The organism is Rhodococcus sp. YH3-3 (assembly GCF_001653035.1).
In the GTDB taxonomy this organism is placed as follows: domain Bacteria; phylum Actinomycetota; class Actinomycetes; order Mycobacteriales; family Mycobacteriaceae; genus Rhodococcus_F; species Rhodococcus_F qingshengii.
Window position 1 is genome coordinate 1,588,215 of the sequence record NZ_BCWH01000002.1, and the last position, 24,522, is coordinate 1,612,736.

The window sequence follows — 24,522 nt, forward strand, 5'->3', positions numbered from 1 at the left end:
ATCGGCTTCGCAGTCGCAATGTCACGAAGGAACGACCGTGCAGCGTTCGGCGCGGTGGTGACTGTTGCGCTCGTGCAGAGGACCGCGACACTCATGGCGTCCGATGTGCCGCTGTATACCTGGACGTACAAGCATCTCGGGGTCACGGATCTGATCCAGCGAAGCCATTTCCTGGCACGAGGTGTCGATGTGTACAACGGGTGGCCTGGCCTCTTCACGGCAACGGCTTGGTTCTCTCGCGTTACCGGCGTGCCGGACATAACCGTTGCGAACTGGTTCGCGATCGCTGCGCATCTCCTCATGGTGATTCTGTTCTACTGCATGGCGAGGGCGTGGAGGCTGGATGTCCCGACCGCTATTTCCGCCACGTTTCTCTTCGAGGTGCTCAATTGGGTGGCGCAGGATTACTTCGCCCCTCAATCGCTGGCTCTGATCCTAGTTCTTGCGTTCTTAACCCTGGTTGGATCCTCGCGAGACCGACCTAACCTTGTCGTCGTCATGATCGTGGTCTTCTGCGCGATAGTAGTCACTCACCAACTCACTCCGTATTGGATGGGATTGATCCTGTTGGCGCTCATGATCTTTCGAATGCTTCGGCCGTGGTGGTTGACATTCGTGTTCGCTGCAATAGCCATTGGTTTCCTCATCTACAACTGGGACAGTGCAGGTGACTTTGCGAAATTCTCTTTCGACGTGACGTCGAACGCGAAGTCCAACCTCGCCGGAGCGAATCTCACGCCGACTGCAGGACAGGCATTTGCAAGTAGGACGATGCGTTTCTTGACTGTCGGACTGTTGGTTTCCTCCGCGGTCACGGCAATTATCATGTGGCGCAAGAAGATGCCGGTACTTGCTCTCGCGATTGTCGCGTTTTCTCCCCTCGCCATTCTGGCCGGGCAAGGCTATGGTGGTGAAGCGATCTTTCGTGTCTATCTTTACTGTTTGGTGGGTTGTTCCCTGCTGCTTGCATTTCCGGTCACTGCGATGCTCCGCGCGTGCCGAGCCTCGAGGATGAAGCTAATAGCGGCGGGCATCCTGCTCATCGGTGTCACGCTGTCTTCATCAGAAGCGTATTTTGGTGCGTGGTTCGCCTACTTGACGAAACCTGCAGTAGTCAAGGGCGCTTCCGAGGTGTTGGAGTCGGCGGATCCCTATGGTGTACTGAGGGTTCCGTCCCCGGCGTGGCCTGATCGGCCAACTCAGGCTTATCTGCGGTTGGCCGGCCTCGATCCGAAGTTCGATGTGCAACCGGAGGCCGCGACTCTTTTCTACGGTGCAGACTTTGCGACTGACGAAGAGTACGCGAAGTTCAATGAATACTTCGTCGCTGACCACCGGACAACGTACTTCGCGATTTCCGATCAAATGGTTTTCTACAATTGGTACTTCGGGCTCTCCCCACGGGAAGCATTGCCGAATCTGGAGGCACGAATGCGTTTGGACCCGATGTGGAAAGTCTTCCTCGAAGGTAGTGGATTCGTAGTCTTCGAGCGAGTGGCCGTTAAGGATGAAAGTGGTAACGATGGCTGATCGCAGGCTGCGAATTCTTGCGTCGACGCTGACTCGCGATGTCACGGGTATCGAGCACAGTGTTATTCGGTTGCTCCCACGTCTCGGTGAGCAAGGTGTGAACGTTGTCATGGCCGCGCCCTCTGGTGGTGAGCTCGAACAGACGTGGAACGAGATGGGACTCGAATTCATACCGATGCCAGACGGGGCGCGTGTCGGTCTGCGTGATTCCTCTGGCGCTTCTCAGACTCCGGCGAAGTTGTTGTCGCAGATCCCGCGGTCTGCGACGTGGGTTTCAAAGCTTTTGGTACATGCTCGGCGTGCTGATGTCGTCCACTCGAATTCGCTCTTGTCACATCTGGATTGCGTTGCGGCTGGCAGGTTGGCGCGAACACCTGTTGTGCTCGAGATTCACGACATACTCGACCCGGGGCGAGGTCGGAGTCTGCTGAGTTCGGCCGTTCGTGGGGCCTCAGCCGCGATCGCAGTGAGTAATGCTGCACGGCAGCAGCTTTCGAAGGCGGCTCAGGGAAAGACGACAGTAGTTCCTCAGGGCGTCGATTCGGCGGTGTTTGCGCCAGGACCAGCTACGGTGCGAGCTGAGCTCACCGATGCCCCCGATTCTGCATTGGTCGCAGTCATTGGACGGGTCGACCCTGTCAAAGGAATCGACACCTTGATCGAGGCAGTATCCCAGATCCGTTCCTGCGGCAAGGACTTACATCTGGTCATCGTTGGCAGGTCGAGCCCGGGGAACGAGCGCTACGGCGAGAATCTTCGCCGAAAAGCTGCGGAATTGGCTCCTGGTGCTGTCAGATTTGTCGGACAACGGAACGATGTTGCGGCCATTTTGCGGTCGGTTGACATCCTGTGTGTTCCCTCCGTGCGAGAACCTTTCGGGCTCATAGCGATCGAAGCGATGTCAGTTGGTACTCCGGTGGTGGCCAGTCGGACCGACGGTTTCCTCGATTACGTCGTCGATGGTGAAAACGGACTGCTGTCCGTACCGGGTGATTCCGCAGACGTGGCCGGGAGAATTCTGTCCCTTCTGGATGACAGGCAGCTTCGCGCTCGGTTGGTGACCGGTGCACGCAGGTCGGTATTGGAGGACCACGCGGTCTCAGCGCGAGCTGATCGACTGATTGACGTCTATCGAAGGGTTGCGAAATGAGTGGGAGTACGCGTGTCGTGGTGCGGGCTGGGATGATTCTCTCGGTGGCCTCACTACTATTGGCTACTTCGTGCACCACCGGTGAACCCCCGAGTCCAATGATGCGAATGGTCTCAAGCGATTTCGGCACAGACGAATTCGATGGTGCTGCAGGGGATTCTCCTGACGCGGCGATGTGGGGATTCGATGTCGGGGGCGGAGGTTGGGGAAATCAGGAGAAGCAGATCTATACCGACAACGCCGAAAACGCGCGTTTGGATGGAAACGGTAATCTCGTGCTCGAAGCTCGTCGGGTCCTGGGGGGATTCACTTCAGCGAGGATCGTGACAAGGGACAAGTTTTCGTTCACCGAGGGCACGATTTCTGCCCGCATAAAGTTCCCGATGGCGCAGGGAATCCATCCGGCATTCTGGTTACTCGGCGAGAATTTGGCGACGGTGGGCTATCCGGAGAGCGGCGAGATCGATGTAATGGAGTTGGTGCACAATGCCACTGAGTATCACAACGCAATCCACGGTCCGTGGTCCGATCCTTCTGCACACACAGAAGGCAAGTGGAAGATGTCGTCGGATGGTTATCTCGGCGGTGATGCCTCGGACACCTTCCATGTCTACGAGGTGACGAGAAGATCTGACTCCATCTCGATCTTCATCGACGGTGTAATGGTGGGCGAGTATTTGCGCAGCGAGTCGCCGGACGGCTCCAAATGGGTATTCGACAAGCCGTTCTATGTCGTAATGAACATAGCGGTGGGCGGAGAATGGCCCGGGCCGACGGATGCAACCACCCCGGAGGTGTCGACCTTGACCGTCGACTGGATTCGATTCACGCCTTGAAAGTGAATAATGTCTAGGTACAAAATTTCTGCAGTTGATCAGATGCGGGTTCGTGATCGTGCGCTCGTCATCGGCGGACCAGTTGGTGTCATCTCGTCGAGTGATCTGCGGAGCGCGCTGATCGAGATTGCTCGGATCGGTCCGCAGACGAGGTTCGGATTGCGCGCGGATTCCTCTCGCCGTCGTTGGCTGTTCGATCCGGATGCTGTTGGCGCGGCAGTCGAAGAAGTTCCGCCCACCGACGCGGCGGACATTTCGAGATTTGCGACCGCCGTATTCAATTCGGATTTGACGCACTCGTCGATCCGAATCGTTGCGTCGGGGGAGTATGTTGCATGTTTGGGTTCGCACGGCATCTCCGACGGGATCGGTGGTTCGCGATTGTGGGCTGCCCTTGTCAGCACCGCTCAATCAGGGCAACTACCCTCATCTCTGCATACAGCGGAGTCGAGACTTCCTTTGTCGCGCACAATTATTCGGTCTTTTGCAGCTGATCCTCGGCGGCTCGGAGCGGCCGTTCGATGGCATTCGCACGTGCGTGGAACACGGATTGAGGCGGTTTCGGCGACTCGCCGAACGCCCTGGCGGCCCAACCCGGTCAGTCTTTCGCTCCCGATGGATCCGCAAGTTGCACGTCGACTAGTGTGCTGGCGCGACGAGCACGCACCGTCGGCGTCTCTGCGCGCGATAACACTGTTTGTTTTTCTTGCTGCCTTGCGAGGTCATGGAGTGGAAACCGCGTCCAATGCGCTCGTGTTGATGGACGCGCGCAGATATGCGCATCCGTCGACCGTGGTCAATGGTAATTTTGCTGTGGGGCAATATGTTCCGGTGGGTGAATCCGTGACTTTGTCGGAGGTCAGTCGGGGTATCGCGGGGGCACTCGTTTCGGGTCACCCGTTGCTGACCCTTTCAGCGATCAGTGCGAAGGCGACTGTAGCTTCGGTCCTCGGGAGGTCCCACGCCACGGTCGCCGAGGCGAGCGTGAGCATCAAGCCTCACGCCTTGGTTTCATACTCGGACATAGGTCGTCTTCCCAATTCGGATGAAATCAGATGGACAGGCGATCCGCTGTGTGTGGCGGCCACCGATCCATATGGAGCGGAAGGAATCGCGTTCCTCGGTGCAGAGATCGATGGGCGACGTCACTTTTCAGTTACCTTCCACAGCAACGTATTCGATACCGAAATGATCAGGAGGGTGCTTCGAGCGGTCGCTTGCGATCCCACCGCACTGCTGGATGAATGTCGGTAACTCCGCGTATCAGTTCTCGTGGAACCAACGTACGTAGTCGACAGTCATCGTGGATGGCCAAGGTGTGGTGGAATCGGTTAAACCTGGCCAGGTTCCACCAACGGCAATATTCAGTAAGGTGTATGCGGGAGCGTCGAACACCCATGCCTCCGCTCCGGATACCTGTGACCGATCGAGGTACAGCATTCGAACGCCGTCGATGTAGGTCTCGATTCGTCCGGGCCGCTTGAGTATCCCGTAGGTGTGGAATGCGGTGAAGTCGGTGCCGGGTCGTGCGCCGCCGACACTGCGGTCCCAAACTCCGGTCACTCGTGTTCCTGATTTGGTAGGGCCGTGCACGGCGCTCGTGTATGTCTTCGCATCGTTGATGGTTTCGATTGCGTCGATTTCGCCACAGCCGGGCCAACCGGCTGTATATAGATTCGTGCCGAGCGTCCAGAATGCCGGATGCATGCCCTTTCCTGCTGGCAGTTTTATTCGCGCCTCGACTAGTCCGTAAGTGAAGTCGACCTTGCCGAAAGTTCCAAGTCGTGCGGAAGTGATTGTGTTGCCTACTTTTTGGGCCTGAATGAGGAGATTTCCTTGCCCATCCAGTCTCGAGTTGGACCGCGAGTCGGTGTACACCTGCTTTTCGTTGTTCCCCCAACCTCCGCCGGTTTCGTAGCGCCAGATGGCTGGGTTGGGGGCTGAATTTGCAGGGCCATTGAACTCGTCGTATGCATAGACCGTAAAACGATCTGCTGCGCGTGCTGGCGACATAAGAGGAGGCAAGCTAATCGTTGCCGTCGCCAGAGTCGTTGAAAGAAGGGCAATTCGAAGAAGTGCTGAAATTCTCATGCGCAGATCGTATGGGCGAGATATCACCTTCGGGACCATTGATCCCAAGATTGTTATCAGTTCGATATATAAAATTACTCGAAGTTTGTTAGCAAGTGTGGTATCCAACCAATTGATCGACTATTTGGGGTTGAACAGTGTTTCGCCCCAGTAGCTCCCGTCGGCGAGACCGCCGGGGCAAGCGAAGACCGCAGAACCGACGTGCTGGATGTATTCGTTCAGCGCATCGTGTCGTGAAAGGTTTTGCTGCATCGGAACAAACTGCTCGACCGGATTCCGGCAGTACGCAACGAAAAACAGTCCCGCGTCCAGGTGGCCGAAGCCATCGGAGCCGTCCGTGAAGTTGTATCCGCGGCGCAAGATCTGAATCCCACCGAGTTCCTCGGCAGAGGCCAGGCGCACGTGTGAATCCTCCGGGATGACGAAGTCGTGTCCCATTTTGGAATCGAGATCGAGCTCGTCGAACTCGTCCTTGCCACCGAGCGGCGCTCCGCTGCGTTTGGAGCGGCCGATGACAGCTTCCTGTTCCTTGAGTACTGCGCGATCCCACTGCTCGATCAGCATGCGGATTCGTCTGGCGACGAGGAATGATCCGCCCGCCATCCAGGCCTGATCGTCAGTGGGATCAACCCAGACGTGCTGGGCGAGTGCGTTTGGATCTTCCGCCTTGATGTTGGCTGTTCCGTCCTTGAACCCGAACAGATTTCGTGGTGTCGCCTGCGTCGTCGAGGTCGAGGATGTTCGTCCGAACCCGAGTTGCGACCATTTGACCGACGCGGTCCCGAACGCGACTCGCGCGAGGTTGCGGATCGCATGGACGGCAACCTGGGGATCGTTGGCGCACGCTTGGATGGCGATGTCGCCCCCGCTGCGATTCGGATCGAGGTTGTCCGCACGGAAGTGGGGGAGATCGAGCAGGGCAGCAGGTTTCTTGACTGCGAGCCCGAAACGGTCGTCGAAAAGTGACGGTCCGAATCCGATGGTCAGGGTGAGTTGCGACGGCGCGAGATCGAGTGCCTCACCCGTATCGCTCGGTGGTGCATACGGACCGTCGCCGGTCGCTCCGTCTTCGGTTGCTTCCTGACCCGCCGTCATTCGTTCGGCCATCGCCGTCCACGTCTGCAGCAGCGTGATCAGTTCGTCGCGCGACTTCGTCGTCACATCGAAAGCGACGAAGTGCATACGATCCTGGGCCGGCGTCGTGATGCCTGCCTGATGCTCGCCGCGAAAGGCGACCACGTCTGCGTGATCGGCGCCGGAACTCTCGTCGGCGGTCACCCGCCCGATGACGGCACCGGCACCGGCCAGGACGGCGCCGGCCCCCACGGCGCCGAACAGTCGGCGCCGTGAGACTGCGTGCGGTGCTGCGTTTTCCGCAGCGGGTGTGCCTTCTGGTGAATCAGTCATCTACTGTCCCGCGACTACTTCCTGGACCTGGCTGACCTCGGCGGACAGTGCATCGATTTTACGCGAGAGTTCCTGACGCTGCGCCTCGGTGACGGTGTCGTAGTACACGAATCCGTCGCCGACCCGGAACTGCGCCAGCGCAGCGTCGAGGTCGGCGAATCGGTCAGCGATGCGCTGGGCGAGCTCGGGATTACGTTCCTGCAGGATCGGGTTCAGTGCCGCGATCGCCGCTTGCGAGCCGTCGACGTTGGCCTGGAAATCCCACAGGTCGGTGTGCGAGAAGATGTCTTCCTCACCGGTGATCTTGGAAGTCGAGATCTCGTCGAGCAGTCCTTGGGCGTCGCCGGCGATCTTGGTTGGATCGATCGTGTAATCCTCGGCATTCAGCTGATCGGTAAGATACTGAATGTCTTCGAGCAGTTGATCGGCGACCGCGTTGGTATCCGGCTGAAGCCCGGTCACCCACAAATCTTTCTCGAGGCGGTGGAATCCCGTCCAGACCTGACCGGGCTCCAGATCCGCTTCGCGCAGGTCCAGCTTGGGATCGAGTTCGCCGAAGCTCTCGGCTTCGGGTTCGATGCGCTCGTAGTAGGTACGTGCGATCGGGAAGAGTGCCTTCGCCTGGTCGACGTTGCCGGACTGGACGGCGGCGACGAACTGAGCTGCGGTGTCCTGCAGCGCGACGATCTGGCTGCGGATGTACCTCCGGTAGCCGTCGGCAGCTTCGGCGAGTTGGCCGCTCCCGTCGGTGGCCGCCTGCGAATCGCCCGTGACGACGAAGCCCTGACGGATGCCGGTTCCGACCATGCCCGGCTTGCACGCGAGTTGATAGGTCGCAGCCTCGGGGAGGGAGACGATCAGCTGCCGGGTAAGGCCGGGGCCGATGTTCTCGACTTCGCCCATCGCTCGATCGCCCTCGGCGAAGACGTAGAACTCGGTGACCTTCGAGCCGTTGTTCGTCACCTGGAACGTCGAACTGCCAGTGGTTCCAGTGGTGGCACTGACGTCACACGAATCGTCGGTGGCCGTGACGACGATGTCGCCGTCGCTCGCGGTCGTCTTCTCGGTGCATGCGGCGAGGGAGAAGGGAAGTACCGCGGCCGTGGCCAGTACGAGGGTGGATTTACGCATGTCGGCAATGCCTCTCAGGATTTTTCGGGAACGTGTGTGTCGTGCGCAGGCGGGGTTGTCGGTTCCGATGGGCTCGACGGAAGGGGACGTAGGAAGAGCGCGAGGACGACTACGAGGTAGACGACCCATGCGACGGTTTGCAGGACGGTCGGGTCCGGGCGGAAGTTGAAGATTCCGGCGAGGACGGTGCCGTACCAGGTCGACGGGTCGTAGCCGGGTGTCAGGTTGAACGCGAGATTCGAACCGCCCGGCAGGACGTTTCCGGTCTGCAGAGCGCGAACACCGTACGAGAGGATTCCGGCGGCTACGACGATGAGGAAGATCGCCGTGTACCGGAAGAACGTCGTCAGGTTGAGACGGAGGGCGCCGAAGTACATGGCGACGGTCAAGACGGCGGCCAGGAGAATTCCGAGGAGCAGTCCGACCAACGGCCAGGAGCTGCCTGCGGTGTTCTCGGCGTAACCGACCATGAGCAACGCAGTCTCGACGCCTTCACGACCGACCGCGAAGAACGACAGCGACAAGATGGCGACGGGTCCGGCGATCAACGCCTTCTCCATCCCCGCTTTCAGATCTCCGGAAATGTTTTTGGCGGCCGTGCGCATCCACAGGACCATGATCGTGACGATGACGACGGCGATCAGGGAGGCAACGCCCGCGATGATCTCCGCGGTCAGGCCGTCGACCGTCGACGTTCCGTAGTGGATCGCGAAGAAGATGATCGCCACCATCGCGACGGCGATCGCGACGCCGAGCCACACCCATTTCAGTGCGTCCTTGCGCTGGGCCTTCACGAGGTAGGCGGCGAGAATCATCACCACGATGCCCGCTTCGAGGCCTTCGCGCAGACCGATCAGGCCACTGCCGAATAACTGGGTGGCAACTGATGGTGTGCTCGCGGCAGCGAGTACCGACACGGGCACGGGCGACTCCTGACTGAGTGAGTGCAACAGCTTCTGACGAACGCATGAGGCTAGGCCAGCCTTAACTCAGAAGAAGATACTCCATCATCGACGGCGAACCATGCTCTCACCTGTACTTTTGCTGTTCTTTACCAATGGATTCGGGAGTAGTTCACTCGCATGTGGATGATGGAGGGGTGTACCGAACTCCCGCAGCCCGCAGAAGTCCCCGGCGTCTCTCGCGAGCCGTAGCAGCAGTAGCTGCCGGAACAGCTTTGCTGGGCGCAGGCGTCGTGGCTTGCGGATCGAACGAACCGAAAGTAGCCATTCCGGAGGGCATACCCCCAGGTACCGGCTCTCCGACGCCGCCGATCGACATCAATGCTCCCGGCCGCAGTGCTGATCAACTCGCCGACTGGGCAGCGGGATTGTCGGACGACATCGGGATCGGGACGACGGCAATCGAGGCCTACGGGTACGCCGCCGCGGTGATGGCCGAGACGCTTCCCGGCTGCGGAATCGGGTGGACAACTTTGGCCGGTATCGGCAGCGTCGAGAGCCGCCACGGGACCTACGACGGCTCGTCGGTCGACGCGTTCGGCCAGGTTGCTCCGATCATTCGGGGAATCCCTCTCGACGGTGGCCCGGGAGTTGCCGAGATCCCCGACACCGACGGCGGGGCGATGGACGGCGATCCAGTGCACGACCGTGCGATGGGGCCCATGCAGTTCATCCCCGAGACGTGGCTCAAATGGGGAGTCGACGCCAACGGCGACGGCCGGGTGGACCCCGACAACATCGACGACGCTGCCCTCGCGGCCGCCCGCTACCTGTGTGCCCGCGGGGGAGACCTCACTTCCGCTGCCGGATGGCAGCAGGCACTGATGGCGTACAACCTCTCGGGCGACTATCTCGCGCTCGTTCGTGATCGTGCGTCGGCGTATTCAGTCGGGGTACGGCCGGACTGACGGTGATCGATCCGCAGGTCGGACCCGTGACCGCGCGTCGATAAAGAAGCCTTCGGCCCGTGCGGTTAGGCTGTGTGCTGGCACTACAGAGGTGCTGGCACTGCAGAGGCCCAGCCGCGATCGTGGTCCTCTTTCGACCGGAGGGGTCGGAGCCCAAGTGTCAAGCACGCAGAGCGTGCCCCAATGCGAAGCCCATTCGAAGGAGAACCACACAGTGGCCAGTATTGAGCAGGTCGGAGCTCGCGAGATCCTTGATTCCCGTGGTAACCCCACGGTTGAGGTCGAGGTTCTGCTCGAAGACGGAAGTTTCGCCAGGGCTGCGGTGCCGTCCGGCGCTTCGACCGGTGAGCACGAAGCCGTCGAACTGCGCGACGGTGGCGCACGCTACGGCGGAAAGGGCGTCGAGAAGGCCGTGGAGGCTGTGCTCGGCGAGATCGCTCCTGCCATCATCGGCATCGACGCAACCGAGCAGCGCACGGTCGACCAGGCGCTGCTCGACGCGGACGGCACCCCGGACAAGTCGCGTCTCGGCGCAAACGCTCTGCTCGGTGCCTCGCTTGCCGTGGCTCGCGCCGCCGCCGAGTCCTCGGGCCTCGAGCTGTTCCGCTACGTCGGTGGCCCCAACGCTCACGTTCTCCCTGTCCCGATGATGAACATCCTCAACGGTGGCGCGCACGCAGACACCGGCGTCGACGTCCAGGAGTTCATGGTTGCTCCCATCGGCGCACCGAGCTTCAAGGAATCGCTGCGCTGGGGCGCCGAGGTCTACCACTCCCTGAAGTCGGTTCTCAAGGAGAAGGGCCTCTCCACCGGTCTCGGCGACGAAGGCGGATTCGCGCCCGACGTCGCAGGCACCAAGGAAGCACTCGACCTCATCACGATCGCCGTGAACAAGACCGGCCTCAAGCTGGGTACCGACGTCGCGCTCGCTCTCGACGTCGCTGCCACCGAGTTCTACACCGACGGCACCGGCTACAAGTTCGAGGGCAAGAACCGCACCGCGGCCGAGATGGCGGCGTTCTACGCCGAGCTCATCGACGCCTACCCGCTCGTTTCCATCGAGGATCCGCTCGACGAAGACGACTGGGACGGCTGGGTCGCACTCACCGATCAGATCGGCAACAAGATCCAGCTCGTCGGCGACGACCTCTTCGTCACCAACCCCGAGCGCCTCGAAGAAGGCATCGTCAAGGGTGCGGCCAACGCACTCCTGGTGAAGGTCAACCAGATCGGCACCCTGACCGAGACCCTCGATGCCGTCGATCTCGCTCACCGCAACGGCTACAAGACGATGATGAGCCACCGTTCCGGCGAGACCGAGGACACCACCATCGCCGACCTCGCGGTTGCCGTCGGCAGCGGCCAGATCAAGACCGGTGCTCCGGCACGCAGCGAGCGCGTTGCCAAGTACAACCAGCTGCTGCGCATCGAGGAGAACCTCGGCGACGCAGCACGTTACGCCGGCGAGGTTGCGTTCCCGCGCTTCGCTTTCGAGGCCTGACGGAAATCTAAGATTCAGTAGTGTCTGCACAGCGCGGTAAGCCACGATCCCCCGGCGGAAGTCCGGGGGGTCGTGGTTCCCGTCGTGGGGACACACCGTCGCGTGCGCGTCGACACAGTGCCCGACGCCCACGCGTGTCGGAACCTTCGGTAGATCCGGAAGCAGTCGATTCCGCTGTGACAGACCCCGCGCAACCGGGGGTCTCCGCCGAGAAAGCGTCGGCGCGAGGGTCGAAGTCGGCCCGGGGGAAGAGCGGAACCAACAAGTTCTGGTCTCGGCTTCCGAAGTCGGACAACACCATTTTCGGCTTGTCCACCAGTCGGGCAGTTGTGCTCGCGATGGTTGTGCTCATGCTGGCGCTGACACTGGCAGTGCCGCTCCGTACTTACATCAGCCAGCGTTCGGATGCCGCGCAGGTGGCGGCGGAACGTCAGGTACTCGAGGAAGAACTGCGAAAGCTGCAAGGGCAGAACGCGCGCTTCGGCGACCCTGCGTACATCGAAGCTCTTGCACGAGAACGCCTTCGGTACGTCAAACCGGGCGAGACCCCGTTCCAGGTTCAGCTTCCCGGTGACTACAAGGAACCCGAGAAGAAGCAGGAAAAGGAAACACCGCTCACAGGTCCGTGGTATCGCGATCTGTGGCAAACGATTTCGGAACCGCCAGTGGTTCCCGAGACGACGACACCGGCCCCGATGCCGTTGGCGCCGATAGAGCCAGAAGAACAAGGAGTACCCACCGGGTGAGCAACACGTCCGAAAATTCCCCACAGGTTTCACAAGCGGATCTCGACGCCGTTGCCGCTCAATTGGGCCGTGAGCCACGCGGAGTGATCGAGATCGCGTACCGCAGCCCGGACGGTCAGCCGGGCGTGGTCAAGACCGCCCCCAAACTTCCGGACGGAACACCGTTCCCGACGTTGTACTACCTCACGGACCCGCGACTGACTGCCGAAGCGAGCCGTCAGGAATCCGCCGGCGTCATGCGTGAAATGACCGAACGCCTGACCCAGGATCCGGAACTTGCCGCGGCCTACCGACGGGCATACGAGTCGTACCTTGCCGAGCGGGACGCGATCGAATCTCTGGGAACCGACTTTGCCGGCGGTGGGATGCCGGATCGTGTCAAGTGCCTGCACGTGCTGATGGCACATTCGCTTGCCAAGGGACCCGGCGTCAACCCGCTCGGTGACGAGTCCGTCGCGTTGGCCGGTCACGGAAAGCTGCGCGGCACTGCAATTCCCGCGGACTGGCCTGGCATCGACGATGCCGACAACACCGACCGGTGACTCGCCGTGTCGCCGCAGTCGATTGCGGTACCAACTCCGTTCGACTGCTGATCGCCGACGTCGGCGCCGACGGTCGTCTGGTGGATGTCCGGCGCGAGATGCGCGTCGTGCGACTCGGTCAAGGTGTTGATGCGACAGGGACATTCGCGCCCGAGGCCATCGAACGCACCCGGATCGCGCTGGTCGAGTACGCGTCGATGATCGCCGATGCCGGAGCAACCGCCGTTCGCATGGTCGCCACCTCGGCTACTCGCGACGCTGCGAATCGGGAAGAATTCTTCACGATGACGCGGGACGTGCTCGGCGCGGTGATTCCCGGATCCGGAGCAGAGGTCATCACCGGCGACGAAGAGGCGCGCCTCTCGTTCAGCGGTGCTGTGGGAGAACTCGATCCGTCCGAGGGCCCCTTCGTGGTGGTCGATCTCGGCGGCGGATCCACCGAAGTTGTCCTCGGCGACACGTCGGGCGTCCAGGCTGCGTACTCCACCGACATCGGCTGTGTGCGCGTCACGGAGCGTTGCTTACCGTCGGATCCGCCTACAGCAGAGCAGGTTTCCGAGGCGACGGCTTTCGCGACCGCGAAACTTGCCGAGGCGTTCGAGGCCGTACCCGTCGAGAAGGCGCACACGTGGGTGGGTGTCGCTGGAACCATGACGACGCTGGCCGCGATCGCGCAGGATCTTCCGGAGTACGATGCCGAGAAGGTGCACCTGTCGAGGATTTCGTTCAATCAACTGTTCGACGTGTGCGAGCGTCTCATTGCTATGCCTCGGGTTGATCGTGCTGCCTTCGGCCCGATGCATCCGGGGCGGGTGGACGTCATCGGCGGCGGAGCGATCATCACCACGGTGCTGGCTCAAGCGTTCGAAGCCAAAGCCGGGATCACCGAACTGGTTGTCAGCGAACACGACATACTCGACGGCATCGCGATGTCGGTAGCTCAGACCGACCCGATAGTCTGATCCCTGCCGCACCCGACCCGTCGGGTGCGGCAAGGCCCCCATAGCCCAATTGGCAGAGGCAACGGACTTAAAATCCGTCAAGTGTCGGTTCGAGTCCGACTGGGGGCACAAGATCGGTGCAGCTCAACGCACTACGCGCAGGGTGGGTCGACCTTCGAAACCATCTCGGGTACGCAGAGGGTACGCAGGAGATTTACTCGAAGCCTCCGCGGCCGCATCGAGAGCGGCCGCAACGGTGTCGAGATCGTCCGCGAACAGGTGCCCGTAGCGGTCCAGGGTGAGGGTCGCAGTCTTGTGTCCGAGGAGCTGCTGGACGACCTTCACGTTGGCGCCGGCCGCGATCGCCAACGATGCTGCAGTGTGACGCAACTCGTGAGGGACGAGCCCGTCCAAACTGACCTTCTTGGCGGCGGTGTCGAATACCCATCGGAACTCTCCGAGTGGAAGCCATCCGCCCTTGTGGCTCGGGAAGACGAGATCGTCGGGATCGGATCCGTCAAGGCGATCGCGAAGTTCGTCGACGACAAACTTGGGGATGGGTACCGATCTCGCAGCATGATTCTTCGTCGGGCCCTCGACGAGTCCGACGCCGGTGACGCGCGTGACGGACGTTTGCACACGGATCCGGGATGTCTTCAGGTCGACGTTCTTTCCTCGTAGTGCGATCGCTTCGCCGTATCGCAACCCGCAGTATGCGAGCACGAGAACCATCGTGTGGAATCTGCCGCATTCGGCCGCAAGGCGTCGGATCTGTTCGTGCGACAAGTAACGCTTGTCCGGGTCCGCTTTGCGTGGCAATTCGATGTCCGATGCGGGATTGAAGGCCAGCCGTTTGGCGCGAATCGAGTAGCGGAGCACTTGGTCGAGAACTTGGTAGGCCTGGATGGTTCGCGAGGGCGAGAGTGGCTTGGTTCCGTCCTTCGTAACCTTGCCGGACTTGCTGAGCCCAGTCACCCAGATCTGCACATCCTCGTAGGTAATATCCGCCAGGGCCGTATCACCCCATCGGGGGAGGACCTGTGTATCGAGCAGTGATCGGTATCCGGCGATTGTTGTTGGGGCCTTCGTCGCCTTCGTGGCGTACCACTGCTCGGCGACGACGCTGAATGCGGTTGCTTTACGTTTCGGGTCTACCCAAGTCCCAGTCGCATGCTCGACGGTGAATTCCTCGACCCAGTCGTTGGCGTCAACCTTGCGGGCAAACCTTTTCGTATGTTCGTCCCCATGTGCGTCAACGTACCTACCTCGCCATCGCTTCCCCTTGCCATGCAGCTTTGTTTCCACCTTCTCCGTCTCGCCGTTGACTGTGACGGATTTCCACCAAAGATCCTCGACCCCGGCGCGGCGGTTTCGTCTAATGGCCATGGATAATCCTTTGAGATTTTGTTGGATGAGAAGCTACCGAGAGCGATGGGCATTTCGCCGTTGCAATGATTGCCAGGCGTAGATCATTGGCGCGGTGACTCCGAGCTGAACTGCGAGAGTTGGGACGTGTGGCCCGTACATCCGTTCAGCCACTTCATAGTCGTAAGAATCAATCAGCAGTTTCGCTGCAAATTCATCAGCCTTACGCTCCTGGCGGATAGCAATGATTGAACCGGGCTCGTCGTCGTGTTCGTGGCCGTAGTGCGCGTGCCCGAGTTCGTGGCCGAATGTATGCGCCTTTTGTCGAGACTGAAGTCGAGTACTTAGAACAATTCGCCTTTTGGAATGGATGTACCGTCCCCACTGGTGACCGGGTAGGAATCGCTCAACCACGGTAATCCCCATGGATTTTGCAGCGGTGTATAGCTGATCCATGGGTACCTATATATCGTACTTCGACTCGTCGTCGTCCTCGCCTATGTCTTGGCCTGGCTCGTGCGCCACATAGGGGAGATCCAGGTCGTCTGCTTCTTCATCAATGTCTGACGGTTGATCTGCGGGAGTCAATCGAAAAACATTGACGTCTTCCATGCCGGCGAGCGGTTCTGTCCCTCCGCCGCCAATAGGCGCGTCATACGCTCGAGAGCCGCCCTTCATCCGGCGGAGAACTTCGTCCATAAGCTGCTCATCTTCGGCACGTTCGAGGGCATCCTCGATTGACACCTCAGCGATATCGCTGTCGACCAGCAGTCCATAGGCGACGAGACCAGGTACCGCGGACTCGCCGTAGCCGCGCGCGATCTTCACGATCACCTCGGGAGTCAGCGCCGAATCTGCCAATTGTCGATTCAAGGTCGCTGGATGCACGCCCGCAGCCTTAGCGATTTTTCTACCCGAATCGCCTCTCGTAACTCGGCGTACCCACTGGTCAATGTCCGTCATGACTCAAGTATGAGACACATGGTGTCTCGAAGTCAAGACATTGTGAATCAAATCGTTGTTGCATGAGTGACACGTGTGTGATTCACTATGGATCGTAAGCAAGACACCGCCAGGCAGGAGGCAGCTATGCAAGAGCTGGAAGCTCGAATGAAGCCCGGATTATTGGATCGCCTCAAGCGGAATGCGGGCATCAATTCCGACTCTGCGTTCGCCGCGACGATCGGATCAAGTCGCGCCACGCTCGATGAGGTGCGCCGGGGAAGTCGAGCGCCGTCGATGGGATTTGCAATTGGAGTCTGCAAGGCATTCGGACTTGGCCTCGGCGAAGTTGTCGAATTTGATCGTGACGACATGAGGGCGTCGGCATGACCGTCACCATCGCAGCCGTTCCGGACGGCGACGAATTCTGGCAAGCGACTCAGTGCCAAGCGGCTACGGGCGTTCCGAAGGGAACTTGGCTCTACTGGGCGCATATCGGAAAGGGTCCAGCAAGTTTCAAGCTTGGGCGCCGCAGGGTCTGGCGAAAGAGCGTAATTCTCGCCTGGATAGCAGAACAGGAAGCTGCAGCTTCATAAAAAGCCGCCATCTGCAGCAACAGATGACGGCCAACCGAATCCCAAGCAAAGGAATCTGATGACTGAGACTACCGCACAACCACTTACCCGTGAAGACATCACAGCGGCAGTGATCGCAGCACTCCGAACCAACACAGTAAATGTGGTTAACACCAAGTCCGAAAGACTGCGCAACATTGGAGAATCCGAACAAGCCGCGCGCGACCGCCATCCTGCCAGGAAGGGATTGACCAGCCCCTTTACCTGCGACAGCGCAAATGCCGACGCAGGTAAAGGAGCTGACGACTTACTTGTCGGCCTCGAGTGCAGCCTTGGCGTTGGCCTCCTCGAAGGAGTAAGGGAGGGGTTCTCCCCCAATCGACACTCCTCCAGGAAGCTTCGCGGAATCGAGGTAGACCTCAAACATCTCGCCGTTGAGTTGGACAATGTCGGTGGAGTCGTACCTGTATTGAACCGGAATCGACGGGTGCATCCAGATGATGTTTCGAGCGGGGTCTCCGTTGTCCTTGGTTCCGAAGAGAGCCAAATGGAAGCCCTTTCCGTCACGAAAGAGGCTGTCAGCGACCGCATTTATATAGGCAAGGGTCGAGTTGTCACTGTTGTACATGGATCCGTCATAGGCGAGCGTAGCCACGATTCTTCTCCTGCTGTTGATGGTTGTGGTGACCCAACTGTAGGAGACGGGCCCGTCGCCGGGGCTGCGTCGACAACCCCGGCGGCCGAGGCCGCGATCGCGTCGATCATCGAAGCGATCCGTGACGCACGTGTCGACGAGGTTGCAGCACTGCGCCTTCAGCGCGCTGCGGAGTCGAATCTCGCGGAGATGAACGACAACCTCGCATACGCAAAGAATCAAACCCGAACGGCCGAGCTGGCATTGCTCGACCACATCAACGGAGGTGCAGCATGAGCGACCTGAACCTCTTCAACCCCGACGAGTCCCCGTTCGACTCGATTCGGCAAGTCCATCCGGATGGATCGGAGTTCTGGTCGGCCCGCGATCTCATGCCGCTACTCGGGTATGAGAAGTGGGAACGGTTCGAGGACGCCATCGATCGGGCCGTTGACAGTATGCGAAACAGTGGGCAAGACCCCATGCGCAACGCTTCCCGGCGCCGGGAAGCGATCGCAAAGACCGCCCGCACAAACTGGCATCTCTCCCGCTTCGCTTGCTACCTCGTCGCAATGAACGGTGATCCCCGCAAGTCGGAGGTTGCCGCAGCCCAGGCGTATTTCGCGATCCGAACTCGTGAGGCGGAGACGGCGCCGGCCGCCGTCACGGAGCTCTCTCGTCTCGACATCCTCAAGTTGGCGATTGCCGCCGAAGAGGAGAAGGCGGCGCTGCAGTCGCAGGTCGCGGTGATGGCTCCGAAGGCTGACTATGTCGATAGGTATGTCACCGACGAGGACGTCTTGAGTTTCAGCACTGTCGCTTCAACTCTCGGGCTTACGGAGTCGCGACTCCGCGAAATCCTGATCGAGCACGATTGGATCTACACGGAGACTGCAACGCGCTGGTCCCACAAGGAGCAGCGGAAGAAGCCGGTCAACCGTTACACCGAGAAGGCTCATAAGAAGTCGTACTTCCAGCGAGTCGAGAGCCATGAGGCACCGCGATTTCGTGGCGAGGTCATGCACACGCTCAAGATCACAACCGAAGGCGCGCAAGCGATTGCACGTGCGGTCGAACGCTGGACGAAAGAGGCTGCAGCATGAACGAGTACACCACTCCGAGCGGCGAACGGATCGTTGTCGGCCAGGTCTACCGCGATGCCCGCGATGTCCATGTTCGGACTCTTCGCGTCGATGAGATCAGCGTCGACCGTTACGACCACGTCCGAGTGACCTGCACGGTCATTCGACAGGAGGACGGCAGCAAGGTCACTGAGCCGATGCGCCCGACGACGATGGCTCCTTCGCGCCTGGTCAGCCGCGCGTTTCAACTGCTCGAGGAGGTGAAGTGATGTCTGAGTTCAATCGCCAGTTTGCGATCTGGCTTCCCAGCGGGAGTTTGTTCAATGTTCCTAAGCCGGAACCGTCGCCGTTCAGTTTCTTCGGTCGCTCTCAGTCTCAGCATCAGCCACGGGTGATGGTTTTCGAGACCGAAGAGGATGCGAAGAGTGTCCTGGCGCAGCTCCAGAACGAAGCATCGAAGGTTGGCGTGCTGAATTTGGGCGCTTCGATCGTCTCCCGCGTCGTCGGCCCCTGGGCGGATCCCGACCTGACCGGATTCATGAGAGCGGTCGAAGAGCACGCGAATGGTGCGGAGTCATGACGGCCGTCGTAGCGGTTCAGCGTCAGCGCGCGCTCGCCGCGATCGAGGTCTACGAGGCCGCCCTCGAGGAGTACGAACTCCCGTCGGCTCCACGGTCAGAGGCTGACCGGATCGTCGCCGCCGACAGGGTGATCGCCGCTGCCGCTGGCCTCCGAGTCGCTATCCCGATGTAGCCCAACAACTCCGGTGGCGTCACCACTGTAGGACCGTGCCGGTCCAGATGGCCGGCAACCCGGCGCCACCGGCCCAAACTTCCCACACTCCCATTTCTCCTGCGAAGGACATTCTGTGATGACGCATACTCAAAACACGCCCAAAACGGCACCGGTGCAGCCTGAATCGTGCCCGGATTCGTCGCCGCTCGCAGTGCTCGGCCCAAGCGATCCGCTCGTCACTGCGCAGGCTTTCGACTGGCCCGGCGATTCCGACGTCGACCATGACGACGACCTCGACGCGCTCACCATCGAGAACGGAGCGATCCGCTTCGCTGACGAGGTGAAGCCGGTTGTGGTCGACCGCGACACCTGGGCTGAATGGGGACTGGAGCCCGCGCCGAAGTCGTCCCGCCGCATCAAGGTTGCCGCGATCGTCATTGTGGCGGTGATCGCGATCCTGCTGGTCGCCGCTATGGCCTCGCTCGGCCCGATCGGTGGTGCAGCATGAGGCGCCCGACCGCGACTCAGCGCGCAGCCCGGATGGCGGAGCGGGTCCTCATCGATGGCCGACTGGTTCACCCTCGCGCGAACCACGGCACCACGACCGCCTACAACAACTTCGGTTGCCGTTGCCTCGATTGCGCAGCGCGAGAAACCGAGCGGAAGCAGCGAGCTCGTGATCCGCGGTTCGACGGCGAGTGGACGCGTTTGGATTCCATGCGGCTCGACGAGTGGGCTCGATCCCATCCGAACCGCACACCACTGCAGTGTGATCCGCATCTGTACGCGTTGCTTCACGACGCCGAGTCGGTGGCGGCATGACCGACCACATTCACAACACCGAATGCACGAAGCTCGGTCAGCCCTGTCACGGCCGCGGCGTCCCGTGCAAGAAGTCTCACCCAACGCAACCGGATCTCACTTGCGCCAAGCTCGCCGGCCACGGCGTCGATCACGAGGGCTGGGGCAACGCGATGAAGCGAATCGAATGGACCACGGAGGCAACAGCATGAGCACCACATTCAGCATCAACCGTGGCGACCTCGCCAAGGCGCTCACGATCGGACTGAAGTTTTCAGGTAAGGAGCGTGAGCTTCCGATGCTCTGCGGGATCAACCTGTCGATGATCAAGGGGCAGCTCGCAATCACTGGGACTGACCGATTCCGTCTCGGGCTGGTCCGCATCAGGCCGAATCCCGAAACTGCGGACGGCTCGGCAAACCCCGACCTGGCTGGCCCAGGTAGCAATATCGGAGTCCTGCCGCGTGCAACGGCAACCCGGTTGCTTCGCGTGATCGGTGGTCCACTGGATGACCGCTCACCCAACGTCGAACTCACCGCCTCGGGTCGAGAGCTCACTGTCGCCGACGGGGAGACCAGACTCACAGTCACGCTCGCCGACGAGAAGTTCCCCGACGTTGTCGGGATCCTTCTTGAAGAGATGGATCGTCCGATCGACCTCGATCTCTGGGGTGTGAACACCGCGCTCTTTACAGCATTCAAGGATGCTGCGTGGCGTAAGGGAGATCATGCGACCGTGCGGCTTTCGACGCCGTCTCGTCCCGCGTTGGTGCGAATTGGCGATCACTTTATCGGGTGCTTGATGCCGGTGCGGATCGCCGAGCACGGGGCGCCTGCGTCGGATTGGAAAGAATTCCTGACGCCCGAACCTGAGAAGCCGAAGCGCACCGCCAAGCGTGCATCCAAGGCGGCGAAGTGACTGACCCACTGCAGGATCCGGTCAACAGCCCCGACTGGTACGAGCAGGAGATCGGCGAAAAGGTCGATCACGCGTACGAGAGTCTCGTCGCGGATTGCGTCGAGAAGTTCCCGACGCGTGAACCTGCGACATTCCCCGCGGTGCCGACCTTCATCACCTGGGGGTGTGGAACGTGTGGGAAGTGGCGGTCCGCGCCGTGCGCACCGAGTTGCGTGTTTGGCGGCCAGGGCGATCCGGCCGACTTCAAACGCGCGCGTGTCGAGTCGGAACGTCGCGAGGACGTCCAGGCTGCAATGCGAGGTGAGTGGGAATGAAACTCTCCGAAGCCATCGAGAACGTCGGCAGACGGGTGATCTACACGCACCCAGCAACTCTGGCAACCGAACCCGGAATCATCCGCAGCGTCGACATTGCGAACCGCGGACTCGTGAACGTCCAGTACGGCGCCAATATCTGGGCCACCCATCACGACAACCTCACACTTGATCGGAGCCGAAGATGACCTCGCGACTCGTGACGACGAAGGCCGTACCGGGCTCGCCGGAGTGGCTGAAGATAATCACCGCGTCGAAGATCCCGTCCATCCTCGGTATCTCGCGTTTCAAGTCGCAGTTCTCGCTGTGGCACGAGATGGCCGGCACCGTGACGCCGGAGCCGATCGGCAAGGCACAGCAGGACGATTTCGACTACGGGCATGCGGCGGAGCTGGCGGCCGCCGAGTACTGGCGGTACAAGAATCCCGGGTGGAAGCTCTCGCGAGCCGAGGTCCAGTACACCAATGACGAACTGGGATTCCCCAACGCCGCCACCGTCGATGCCCGTGGTTCACGCGGATCGAAGCGCCGCGGTGTGGAGAAGAAAACGGCGCGCGACCTCGCCGAGTGGGGCGACGACGGATCTGGTGAAGTGCCCGCCGACTACACCGCGCAGGTGATCTGGCAGCAGATCGTCACCGGCTGGCTCGACCCGTCGGACGTTGTCCTGTGGCCGCAGTACGGCAAGCCGAAGATCTACACGATCGCGCACGATCCGGTTGTCGCGGAACTGATCCTGGGCCGCGTCAGGGAATGGAATGCCAGCCTGGCTGCTGGGATTCCGCCTGAACTCGACGACTCGATCAGCACGTACGCGACGGTTCGGCGCCTGCATCCCGACATCGATGGAACCGAGGTGCAGATCTCAGCGGAGCAGGCTTTCGACTACCTCGCCGACGATGGCGAACTCAAGGCCTTGACAAATCGCCACCGAGGCCGAAAGACCTCCGTCCTCAACACCATGGGCAACGCCAAGTATGCGATGTGCGGAGACCTCAAAATCGCCGAACGCAGACCAGGCAAGGGCGGCAATATCTCGCTCTACGCCAACACGAAGCTCGATCCCGCCTCGATCCTGAATCCCGAAACAGTGAAGGAACTTTCAGCATGACAAACCAGATCGCAGTACGCGGCAACACGACCGATCTCGTTATCGACCCGAACCAGTCGACGTTTACCGATGTGCAGGTGGCGGCACTCCGGCAGCTCGGCGTCGAGGATGCGCCGAAGGGCGACCTCGACCTGTTCTTCCATCAGGCGAAGCGCACGGGTCTGGATCCTTTTGCGAAGCAGATCTACATGCTCGGTCGCCGCACGAAGATCAAGGTGTGGAATGAGCGGGCGAAGCGTCAGGACGAAGAGTGGGTCATGAAGTACACGATCCAGACAGGGATCGACGGCTACCGGGTGACCGGTCACCGTCTGGCGCGTCTCGCTGGTGACGACATCGCGGTCGAGGGTCCGTTCTGGCGCGGTGCCGACGGAGGATGGGATGACGTGTGGCTGGACCCGAATCGTCCGCCGCTGGCAGCAAAGTACGTCGTCGTCAAGAACGGTGTGAAGTACTCGTCGGTCGCGATGTACGGCGAATACGTGCAGACGTACTCCAAAGATGGCCAGCAGCATCCGAATTCGATGTGGGCGAAGATGCCGGCCAACCAGCTCGCGAAGTGCGCAGAGGCTGCGGCATGGAAGAAGGCGTACCCGAACGATTTCTCGGGCATGGTCCTCGAGGACGCTGTGCAGGTGATCGACGCCGAGTCGACGTCGGTGACGTCGGAACGTGTGCCGGCGCCGAAGGGTGGCACCGCTGGTTTGGCTGCCGCGCTCGGTGTCACGGCCGAACCGGAGCAGACCGTGATCGAAGCGCGTGCGACGCCGGATGAGCTGCAGGAGTTGCTCGCGGCGCTGGACAAGCACGGGATCGAAGTGTCGGAGCGGGCGGCATTCTTCGCAGGTCGACTCGAGAGGCCGCAGGGGCAGGAACTCTCCGGGCTCGAGGATCTGACGAGCGCCGAGGTGGCGACCACGATCCAGTTTCTCGAAACCGGCGAAGAACCGGCCGAGTAAGTCCAACTGCAACAGGCTCGGGCCGTCTCTTCGGTGGCGGCCCGGGCGAGCAAGGTGAGAACTGAACCATGACGGCAGAGCCAGCGATCGAGTTCGAGGACGGGCAGCAGTCGGTCGATCGGTTCGTCTGGGAGGGCATCGTCCGACGTGTCAGCATGCCCTCGGGCGCGAAGTATCTGGCGCTGATGTTGGCGACGTTTTCGGATAGCGACGGGTCGCGGATCTATCCCGGAATCGGACTTCTGGGCCGCACGATGGAGGTCTCGGAGCGGACCGTCATCCGGAACCTCGGGTGGCTTCGAGACAACGGTTTCGTGACTCGTTCGAAGAAAGGAAATCGGCACCTGTCGATGTCGGACGAGTACCAATTGACGGTTCCGCCAGACGTTCTCGATCGGCTTGTTCTGGATCCTGATGGCGCAGAGTCTAAGTGACATGGGTGTCACCTAGAGATTGTTTCCACAGGCTGTGGATAGAGGCTCGAAATCCTGTGGATAACTACCGATTTCAGAAAACAAACCGAAAAGTCTAAGTGACATTTGGAGCAAGTCTAAGTGACATTTCGCAAAGTCTAAGTGACATTTCGAGCAAGTCTAAGTGACACCCATGTCACCCCACCATATTTACCAACCCATAAACACCAACCACATACCAATCCTTCTGGTTGCTCTAGGTGAGTACCTCACTTGTGGATGTGGATGAACGAAGGAAAATCGATGTCGGCATTGGGTACGAAAAAGCGCGACGTGTTCGCGGACGCAAAACGGAACTTCGACCACATGGTCACCGAACACGAAATGACGATCCTTCGGGACGACGAGCTGTACCGGCACATCCGTTGCCGGCGCCCAGGGACGAGCCTCTGCGGCTGGGATCTGATCACCTGGCCCGGCCACCTCGTCGTCACCGGCGACGTGGAGAGCTTCCACTTCGCTCGCGAGGCGGACATGTTCGGATTCTTCGAAATGTGCGGCAACGAGCACGGCATCAACCCGGACTACTGGGGCGAGAAGATCCAGGGCAGCGCAAAATGGAGAACCCACTCGCCTGAGCTGTTCACCCAGCTCGTCGTCGAACACTTCTGGGAGCGCCGACACAGCTACGAAGGCGACACCGCGGCGCTGTGGCGAGCGATCCGCGAGGACGTCCTGATCCACGCCGAGTACGCGGTGGCCGCACGGGATGCGTTGATGAGCTTCCAGCACTGGGACCGGCAGGCCGGCACATTCGAGTTCACCGACGCGTGGGAGTGGAGCTTCCTCGACGCCGATTGGCACTACCTGCGATCGCTGCACGCGATCGTCTGGGGCATTCGAAAGTACCGGGCAGCGAAGGCGTAA

General features: G+C 60.7%; 32 protein-coding genes and 1 tRNA gene. 26 read left to right on the plus strand and 7 right to left on the minus strand.

Features of this window, described 5'->3' with window-relative positions; genetic code table 11:
* Positions 1-93 precede the first annotated feature (93 nt).
* From YH3_RS20345 to YH3_RS35610, 4 genes are all read left to right on the plus strand, one after another.
* A complete protein-coding gene (locus YH3_RS20345) occupies positions 94-1,530 on the plus strand; it encodes a hypothetical protein (RefSeq protein ID WP_193777173.1) in 1,437 nt (478 codons plus the stop codon).
* Positions 1,523-2,680 carry a glycosyltransferase family 4 protein gene (locus YH3_RS20350; protein ID WP_064443933.1) on the plus strand — a complete coding sequence of 386 codons (1,158 nt, stop codon included), beginning with the start codon at positions 1,523-1,525 and terminating at the stop codon, positions 2,678-2,680. The genes YH3_RS20345 and YH3_RS20350 overlap by 8 nt, the downstream gene beginning before the upstream one ends.
* A gap of 107 nt (positions 2,681-2,787) precedes the next feature.
* Entirely contained in the window at positions 2,788-3,516 is a 729-nt protein-coding gene (locus YH3_RS20355) for a glycoside hydrolase family 16 protein (protein WP_157770437.1), read from the plus strand.
* A gap of 729 nt (positions 3,517-4,245) precedes the next feature.
* Positions 4,246-4,770, plus strand: coding sequence for a hypothetical protein (locus YH3_RS35610; protein WP_144245859.1), 525 nt, complete (start codon positions 4,246-4,248; stop codon positions 4,768-4,770).
* A 9-nt stretch (positions 4,771-4,779) separates the two neighbouring features.
* On the opposite strand, the gene YH3_RS20365 is transcribed toward YH3_RS35610, so the two are convergent.
* The 4 genes from YH3_RS20365 to efeU all read right to left on the minus strand — a co-directional run bounded on the left by YH3_RS20365 (position 4,780) and on the right by efeU (position 9,062).
* Positions 4,780-5,607 carry a glycoside hydrolase family 16 protein gene (locus YH3_RS20365; RefSeq protein ID WP_052416980.1) on the minus strand — a complete coding sequence of 276 codons (828 nt, stop codon included), beginning with the start codon at positions 5,605-5,607 and terminating at the stop codon, positions 4,780-4,782.
* 120 nt (positions 5,608-5,727) lie between these two features.
* Positions 5,728-7,014 (minus strand): iron uptake transporter deferrochelatase/peroxidase subunit, encoded by a 1,287-nt coding sequence (efeB, locus tag YH3_RS20370; RefSeq protein ID WP_064443934.1) that lies wholly within the window; start codon positions 7,012-7,014, stop codon positions 5,728-5,730.
* On the minus strand, positions 7,015-8,145 hold the full coding sequence (efeO, locus tag YH3_RS20375) for an iron uptake system protein EfeO (RefSeq protein ID WP_064443935.1): 1,131 nt from the start codon (positions 8,143-8,145) through the stop codon (positions 7,015-7,017).
* Positions 8,146-8,159: 14 nt separating this feature from the next.
* On the minus strand, positions 8,160-9,062 hold the full coding sequence (gene efeU, locus YH3_RS20380; protein ID WP_064444238.1) for an iron uptake transporter permease EfeU: 903 nt from the start codon (positions 9,060-9,062) through the stop codon (positions 8,160-8,162).
* 140 nt (positions 9,063-9,202) lie between these two features.
* Between efeU and YH3_RS20385 the strand changes: the two genes are divergently transcribed.
* The 6 genes from YH3_RS20385 (at position 9,203) to YH3_RS20410 (ending at position 13,874) form a co-directional block, all read left to right on the plus strand.
* The gene (locus YH3_RS20385) at positions 9,203-10,015 is read left to right on the plus strand and encodes a lytic transglycosylase domain-containing protein (protein ID WP_154100307.1); all 813 of its coding nucleotides are present in this window, start codon (positions 9,203-9,205) and stop codon (positions 10,013-10,015) included.
* Positions 10,016-10,229: 214 nt separating this feature from the next.
* Entirely contained in the window at positions 10,230-11,516 is a 1,287-nt protein-coding gene (eno, locus tag YH3_RS20390; RefSeq protein WP_003946309.1) for a phosphopyruvate hydratase, read from the plus strand.
* 176 nt (positions 11,517-11,692) lie between these two features.
* Complete coding sequence (locus tag YH3_RS20395; RefSeq protein WP_230691678.1) at positions 11,693-12,262, plus strand: septum formation initiator family protein; 570 nt, start codon at positions 11,693-11,695, stop codon at positions 12,260-12,262.
* Positions 12,259-12,804 (plus strand): DUF501 domain-containing protein, encoded by a 546-nt coding sequence (locus tag YH3_RS20400; protein ID WP_003946286.1) that lies wholly within the window; start codon positions 12,259-12,261, stop codon positions 12,802-12,804. Before YH3_RS20395 ends, YH3_RS20400 begins: the two co-directional genes overlap by 4 nt.
* Entirely contained in the window at positions 12,801-13,766 is a 966-nt protein-coding gene (locus YH3_RS20405) for a Ppx/GppA phosphatase family protein (protein WP_047270310.1), read from the plus strand. The genes YH3_RS20400 and YH3_RS20405 overlap by 4 nt, the downstream gene beginning before the upstream one ends.
* Positions 13,767-13,800: 34 nt before the next feature.
* A tRNA-Leu gene (locus YH3_RS20410) sits at positions 13,801-13,874 on the plus strand.
* 15 nt (positions 13,875-13,889) lie between these two features.
* Here YH3_RS20410 and YH3_RS20415 read toward each other — a convergent pair.
* From YH3_RS20415 to YH3_RS20425, 3 genes are read right to left on the minus strand one after another with little or no spacing between them, the layout of a single operon-like run.
* Positions 13,890-15,131: a site-specific integrase gene (locus YH3_RS20415; protein ID WP_082920616.1), complete on the minus strand. Its 1,242-nt coding sequence runs from the start codon at positions 15,129-15,131 to the stop codon at positions 13,890-13,892.
* 33 nt (positions 15,132-15,164) lie between these two features.
* The gene (locus tag YH3_RS37350; protein ID WP_064443937.1) at positions 15,165-15,566 is read right to left on the minus strand and encodes an ImmA/IrrE family metallo-endopeptidase; all 402 of its coding nucleotides are present in this window, start codon (positions 15,564-15,566) and stop codon (positions 15,165-15,167) included.
* A 6-nt stretch (positions 15,567-15,572) separates the two neighbouring features.
* The gene (locus tag YH3_RS20425) at positions 15,573-16,073 is read right to left on the minus strand and encodes a helix-turn-helix domain-containing protein (protein ID WP_064443938.1); all 501 of its coding nucleotides are present in this window, start codon (positions 16,071-16,073) and stop codon (positions 15,573-15,575) included.
* A gap of 126 nt (positions 16,074-16,199) precedes the next feature.
* On the opposite strand from YH3_RS20425, the gene YH3_RS20430 reads away from it, so the two are divergent.
* The 16 genes from YH3_RS20430 (at position 16,200) to YH3_RS20505 (ending at position 24,522) form a co-directional block, all read left to right on the plus strand.
* The gene (locus YH3_RS20430; protein WP_064443939.1) at positions 16,200-16,442 is read left to right on the plus strand and encodes a helix-turn-helix transcriptional regulator; all 243 of its coding nucleotides are present in this window, start codon (positions 16,200-16,202) and stop codon (positions 16,440-16,442) included.
* A gap of 315 nt (positions 16,443-16,757) precedes the next feature.
* A complete protein-coding gene (locus YH3_RS35615; RefSeq protein WP_154100309.1) occupies positions 16,758-17,558 on the plus strand; it encodes a hypothetical protein in 801 nt (266 codons plus the stop codon).
* Positions 17,555-18,364 carry a phage antirepressor KilAC domain-containing protein gene (locus tag YH3_RS20445; protein ID WP_064443941.1) on the plus strand — a complete coding sequence of 270 codons (810 nt, stop codon included), beginning with the start codon at positions 17,555-17,557 and terminating at the stop codon, positions 18,362-18,364. Before YH3_RS35615 ends, YH3_RS20445 begins: the two co-directional genes overlap by 4 nt.
* A complete protein-coding gene (locus YH3_RS20450; RefSeq protein WP_064443942.1) occupies positions 18,361-18,612 on the plus strand; it encodes a hypothetical protein in 252 nt (83 codons plus the stop codon). Before YH3_RS20445 ends, YH3_RS20450 begins: the two co-directional genes overlap by 4 nt.
* On the plus strand, positions 18,612-18,923 hold the full coding sequence (locus tag YH3_RS20455) for a hypothetical protein (protein ID WP_064443943.1): 312 nt from the start codon (positions 18,612-18,614) through the stop codon (positions 18,921-18,923). Before YH3_RS20450 ends, YH3_RS20455 begins: the two co-directional genes overlap by 1 nt.
* On the plus strand, positions 18,920-19,096 hold the full coding sequence (locus YH3_RS36120; protein WP_193777174.1) for a hypothetical protein: 177 nt from the start codon (positions 18,920-18,922) through the stop codon (positions 19,094-19,096). The genes YH3_RS20455 and YH3_RS36120 overlap by 4 nt, the downstream gene beginning before the upstream one ends.
* 118 nt (positions 19,097-19,214) lie before the next feature.
* Positions 19,215-19,586: a hypothetical protein gene (locus YH3_RS20460; protein ID WP_154100310.1), complete on the plus strand. Its 372-nt coding sequence runs from the start codon at positions 19,215-19,217 to the stop codon at positions 19,584-19,586.
* A complete protein-coding gene (locus YH3_RS20465) occupies positions 19,583-19,900 on the plus strand; it encodes a hypothetical protein (protein WP_154100311.1) in 318 nt (105 codons plus the stop codon). The genes YH3_RS20460 and YH3_RS20465 overlap by 4 nt, the downstream gene beginning before the upstream one ends.
* Positions 19,897-20,091, plus strand: coding sequence for a hypothetical protein (locus YH3_RS20470; RefSeq protein ID WP_064443946.1), 195 nt, complete (start codon positions 19,897-19,899; stop codon positions 20,089-20,091). The genes YH3_RS20465 and YH3_RS20470 overlap by 4 nt, the downstream gene beginning before the upstream one ends.
* Complete coding sequence (locus YH3_RS20475) at positions 20,088-20,798, plus strand: hypothetical protein (protein WP_064443947.1); 711 nt, start codon at positions 20,088-20,090, stop codon at positions 20,796-20,798. Before YH3_RS20470 ends, YH3_RS20475 begins: the two co-directional genes overlap by 4 nt.
* The gene (locus tag YH3_RS20480; RefSeq protein ID WP_064443948.1) at positions 20,795-21,112 is read left to right on the plus strand and encodes a hypothetical protein; all 318 of its coding nucleotides are present in this window, start codon (positions 20,795-20,797) and stop codon (positions 21,110-21,112) included. The genes YH3_RS20475 and YH3_RS20480 overlap by 4 nt, the downstream gene beginning before the upstream one ends.
* Positions 21,109-21,300 (plus strand): hypothetical protein, encoded by a 192-nt coding sequence (locus YH3_RS20485; protein ID WP_064443949.1) that lies wholly within the window; start codon positions 21,109-21,111, stop codon positions 21,298-21,300. The genes YH3_RS20480 and YH3_RS20485 overlap by 4 nt, the downstream gene beginning before the upstream one ends.
* Complete coding sequence (locus YH3_RS20490; protein ID WP_064443950.1) at positions 21,297-22,223, plus strand: YqaJ viral recombinase family protein; 927 nt, start codon at positions 21,297-21,299, stop codon at positions 22,221-22,223. Before YH3_RS20485 ends, YH3_RS20490 begins: the two co-directional genes overlap by 4 nt.
* The gene (locus YH3_RS20495) at positions 22,220-23,182 is read left to right on the plus strand and encodes a recombinase RecT (RefSeq protein ID WP_064443951.1); all 963 of its coding nucleotides are present in this window, start codon (positions 22,220-22,222) and stop codon (positions 23,180-23,182) included. The genes YH3_RS20490 and YH3_RS20495 overlap by 4 nt, the downstream gene beginning before the upstream one ends.
* 68 nt (positions 23,183-23,250) lie before the next feature.
* On the plus strand, positions 23,251-23,616 hold the full coding sequence (locus YH3_RS20500) for a helix-turn-helix domain-containing protein (RefSeq protein WP_064443952.1): 366 nt from the start codon (positions 23,251-23,253) through the stop codon (positions 23,614-23,616).
* 264 nt (positions 23,617-23,880) lie between these two features.
* Complete coding sequence (locus YH3_RS20505; RefSeq protein WP_154100312.1) at positions 23,881-24,522, plus strand: hypothetical protein; 642 nt, start codon at positions 23,881-23,883, stop codon at positions 24,520-24,522.